Source organism: Xanthomonas sp. SHU 308, assembly GCF_000364645.1.
Lineage (GTDB): Bacteria > Pseudomonadota > Gammaproteobacteria > Xanthomonadales > Xanthomonadaceae > Xanthomonas_A > Xanthomonas_A sontii.
The window spans coordinates 1-3,603 of sequence record NZ_AQOK01000367.1 but is presented as its reverse complement, the minus strand read 5'-3'; the positions used below and the strand labels follow the sequence as shown (position 1 = coordinate 3,603).

At 72.2% G+C, this 3,603-nt stretch carries 3 protein-coding genes and 1 pseudogene; 1 reads left to right on the top strand and 3 read right to left on the bottom strand.

Going from position 1 to position 3,603, the window contains the following annotated elements; genetic code table 11:
* Nucleotides 1-1,497, top strand: a 1,497-nt coding sequence (locus D588_RS0112600; RefSeq protein ID WP_017916233.1) for a tannase/feruloyl esterase family alpha/beta hydrolase, incomplete at its 5' end; no start/stop codon positions are given.
* A 61-nt stretch (nt 1,498-1,558) separates the two neighbouring features.
* Here the strand turns inward: D588_RS0112600 and fabG are convergent.
* The 3 genes and pseudogenes from fabG to D588_RS24685 form a co-directional block, all read right to left on the bottom strand.
* Nucleotides 1,559-2,296 carry a 3-oxoacyl-ACP reductase FabG gene (gene fabG / locus D588_RS0112595; protein WP_017916232.1) on the bottom strand — a complete coding sequence of 246 codons (738 nt, stop codon included), beginning with the start codon at nt 2,294-2,296 and terminating at the stop codon, nt 1,559-1,561.
* 264 nt (nt 2,297-2,560) lie between these two features.
* A complete protein-coding gene (locus D588_RS0112590) occupies nt 2,561-2,992 on the bottom strand; it encodes a phosphotransferase (protein ID WP_017916231.1) in 432 nt (143 codons plus the stop codon).
* Between the two features lie 4 nt (nt 2,993-2,996).
* Nucleotides 2,997-3,603: pseudogene (locus tag D588_RS24685) on the bottom strand (hypothetical protein); the annotation flags it as partial.

The window sequence follows — 3,603 nt, the reverse complement described above, 5'->3', positions numbered from 1 at the left end:
GCGGCCGGCGCCCTGCAGGTGGCCGGCCAGCCGATCGGCGCACACTGCCAGGTCACCGGGCTGATGCACGAACGCGTCGGCAGCGACGGCCAGTCCTATGCGATCGGCTTCGAGATGCGCCTGCCGGCGGCATGGAACGGGCGCTTCTTCTACCAGGCCAACGGCGGCCTGGACGGCAACGTGGTCCCCGCGCTCGGCGACATCGGCGGCGGCGGCCAGCGCGACAACCCGCTGCGCATGGGCTTTGCGGTCATCAGTTCCGATGCCGGGCACAGCAACGCGCAGAACCCGCTGTTCGGCCGCGATCCGCAGGCGCGCCTGGACTACGGCTACCAGGCAGTGCAGGCGCTGACCCCGATGGCCAAGCGCGTGGTGCAGATCGCCTACGGCAAGGCGCCGGACTACAGCTACTTCGGCGGCTGCTCCAACGGCGGTCGCCACGGCATGGTCGCCGCCGCGCGCGACGCGCAGGACTACGACGGCATCCTGGTCGGCGACCCAGGGTTCCATCTGCCCAAGGCGGCGATCGCCGACCTGGCCGCGGCGCAGCAACTGGCGGCACTGGCCGGCGGCAGCGACACGCGCAGCGGCCTGACCGCCGCCGAGCGCAGCCTGGTGGCCCAGCGCATCGTCGCCACCTGCGATGCACTGGACGGCGTGCGCGACGGCATGGTGCAGGACGTGCTCGCCTGCCAGCGCCGCTTCGACCTGAATCGCGACGTCGCCACCTGCGGCAGCGCCGGGCGCACCGGCCAATGCCTGACCCCGGCGCAGAAGCGCGCGCTCGGCGCCATCCACGCCGGCGTGCGCAACAGCGCCGGCACGCCGCTGTACGCGCCCTTCCCCTTCGACCCGGGCATCGCCAGCGGCGACTGGGCCGGCTGGCGGCAGGACGCCTCGCTGACCCTGGTGCCCGGCTCGGTGGCCTTCGGCTTCGTCACCCCGCCGGAGGATCCGGCGGTGCTGCAGGATCTGAAGCGCTACGCGCTGCAGTTCGACATGGACCGCGACGCGCCGAAGATCTTCGCCACGGCCGGCGCCTTTGGCGAATCCGCGTGGTCGTACATGACCCCGCCGAACGAGACCCGGCTGACCACGCTGAAGAAGCGCGGCGGCAAGCTGCTGATCTACCACGGCACCGGCGACGGCATCTTCTCCTTCGCCGATACCGCGGCCTGGTACGACCGCCTGCGCACCGCCGATGCCGACGCCGCCAGCTACGCACGCTTGTTCGCGGTGCCGGCGATGGCGCATTGCGCCGGCGGGCCGGCCACCGACCAGTTCGACGCGTTGACCCCGCTGGTGGCCTGGGTCGAGCAGAGCCAGGCGCCGGACGCGATCGTCGCCAGCGCGCGCGGCAGCGGCAGCGCCGCGCCCAATGCCGAGGTACCGGCCAACTGGAGCAGCCAGCGCAGCCGCCCGCTGTGCCCGTATCCGCAGGTGGCGCGCTATGTCGGCGGCGACGTGGAGGCGGCGTCCAGCTTCGTCTGCCGCTGAGCGCACGCCGCCGTTGCGCCGCCGGCATGGCGGTGCAACGGCCGCGTCGTTTTCGAGGCGGTCAGCCCATGCCGCCGTTGATGCCGATGACCTGGCCGTTGATGTAGGCGGCCGCGTCCGAACACAGGAAGGCGACCAGCGCGGCCACCTCCTCCGGCTTGCCCGGGCGCCCGGCCGGGACCATCTGCTTGATCGCCTCCGGCGGGAAGGCACTGTCGGCCATCGCACCCTGGATCACGCCCGGTGCGACCACGTTGACGCTGATGCCGCGGCTGGCCATTTCCCGCGCCAGCGACATGCTGGCGCCATGCAGCGCCGCCTTGGCCGCGGCGTAGTTGGTCTGCCCGCGGTTGCCCAGCACCGCCGACACCGAGGACACGCTGACGATGCGGCCCCAGCGCGTGCGCGCCATCGGCAGCAGCAGCGGCTGGGTGACGTAGAAGAAGCCGTGCAGCGAAACGTCGATGACCTTGTGCCACTGCGCCGCGCTCATGCCCGCCATCGGCGCGTCGTCGTGGATGCCGGCGTTGTTGACCAGCACCTGGATCGGGCCGGCCTCCAGCAGCGTCGCCAGCGCCTGCGCGCTGGCCTGCGCATCGGCCACGTCGAAGGCCACCGCCTCGGCGCTGCCGCCGGCGGCGACGATCGCCTCCACCACCGCCGCGGCGCGTGCGACGTTGGCATTGGCGTGCACGATCACGTGCAAACCCTGCGCAGCCAGGGCGTGGCAGATCGCGCCACCGAGATCGCCACTGCCGCCGGTGACCAGGGCGCGGCGCGGGGAAGCAGGCTGGGACATCGTGGTTCCTTGGGCGGAGGGACAGGGCCGCCATCCTAACGACTCGTCGCGCACCGCGGGCACCCCGTCCGACGCCGCAGCAGCCGCGGGCGGACGTTATCGTGGAAACCTATCGCGATCGATGACCCACGACATCGCGAAACGGCACCTGCAGGAATGCGCCTGTGCGTTGCCTGGGTGCACTGTGGGAGGGACTTCAGTCCCGACGCCTTCCAAGCCTGGATAGCGCTCGCCGCGTCTGCAGGGCCGTCGACGCCTACGCGGTCACGCCGCGCCCAGCATCACCGTCGCACGGCCCTCGGCCAGCAACTGCCCGGCATGGCTGATGCGGAAGGCGTACTGCTGGCTGTCCTCGGCCTGCAGCAGCACCTCGGCCTCGCCTTCGATCGGACCTGGCAGATCCTGCAGTTCGCTGACGTGCAACTGCACCCCGCGCAGCGCCACCAGCATGCCCGGCCGCACCGGCGTGCCCGCGGCGCGACCGAGCAGGCCACCGTGCACCGCCATCGCCTGCGCGCCGTATTCGCACAGGTGCAGCGCGTGCAGCCGGCCGCCGCTGCGCAGCGGATGCGCGGCCTGGCGATGCGCGACGCTGCGCAACAGCACGCGCTGCGCGTCCCAGGCCACCACTTCCTCCCACAGGCACATCAGGCCCTGGTGCGGGACCAGGGCGGCGATGGCGTCGCGTCCGTGCAAGGGTTCAGTGTGCATGGCGGCTCTCCCGGGTGTCGCTGGCGGTCTCGCGCGAAATCAGCAGCGCCAGCACGAAATTGAACAGCACGCCCAGCGCCACGGTGCTGCCGATCGCGCGCAGCACCGGGATGCTGGAGGCGGCCAGCAGCGCGAACACCAGCAGGGTCATCAGGCTGCACACGATCAACGCATGCAGGGTGCGCAACTGGTCGGCGCGGTCGTCGCCGGCGTGGTCGAAGAACAGCGCGTAGTCCAGGCCCAGGCCGGCGGCCAGGATCAGCGCGATCAGGTGGAACAGGTTCAGTTCGACCCCGCAGCCGCGCAGGATCGCCAGGATCAGCAGCGTGGTCAGCGCCATCGGCAGCAGCACGCGTGCGATCCGCCGCGGCGTGCGCAAGGCGATCGCCACGGTCAGCGCCAGCAGCACCGCGGCCACGCCCAGCGCGGCGAGCACGCGGCCGCGGTAGGCGGCGACCAGCGACTCGGAGGCGTCCTTCAGGTCCAGCAGTTGCGCGCCGCTGCCCTGCACCGCGCGCGCCAGCTGCGCCGGATCGCGCAGCCCGGTCAGCGACACCAGCGCGGTGGTGCGGTCCGCGCGCTCCAGCAGCAGGCCG